1 protein-coding gene is annotated in these 228 nt (G+C 33.8%); it reads left to right on the top strand.

The window, feature by feature from the left end; all coding sequences use genetic code 11:
• Positions 1-228 (top strand): transposase (locus GNY06_RS06565; protein ID WP_176589986.1); only part of this gene is annotated, 228 nt, incomplete at both ends.

Genomic DNA, 228 nt, shown 5'->3' with positions numbered 1-228 from the left:
AATAAAAAGATTAAGGGCATAAAACGTCATGTGGTCGTTGATAAAAATGGTTTTTTAATTGCAATCATGGTTACAATGGCTAATATACATGATAGTAAGGCTGTTATTTTACTTATGCGCGGGTTAAAAGAAATGCTTTGTGGCATTAAAGTTATTCTAGCTGATGGTGGTTATCGTGGGGAAATAGTAGATCTGGTAAAAAAGGGGTTTGGATACATTATTCAGGTT

Origin of the sequence: Elizabethkingia argenteiflava, from assembly GCF_009904105.1 — a bacterium.
Taxonomy (GTDB): Bacteria; Bacteroidota; Bacteroidia; order Flavobacteriales; family Weeksellaceae; genus Elizabethkingia; species Elizabethkingia argenteiflava.
Note: the sequence above shows the minus strand (reverse complement) of the source record. Positions and strands in the feature narration are given on the sequence as shown.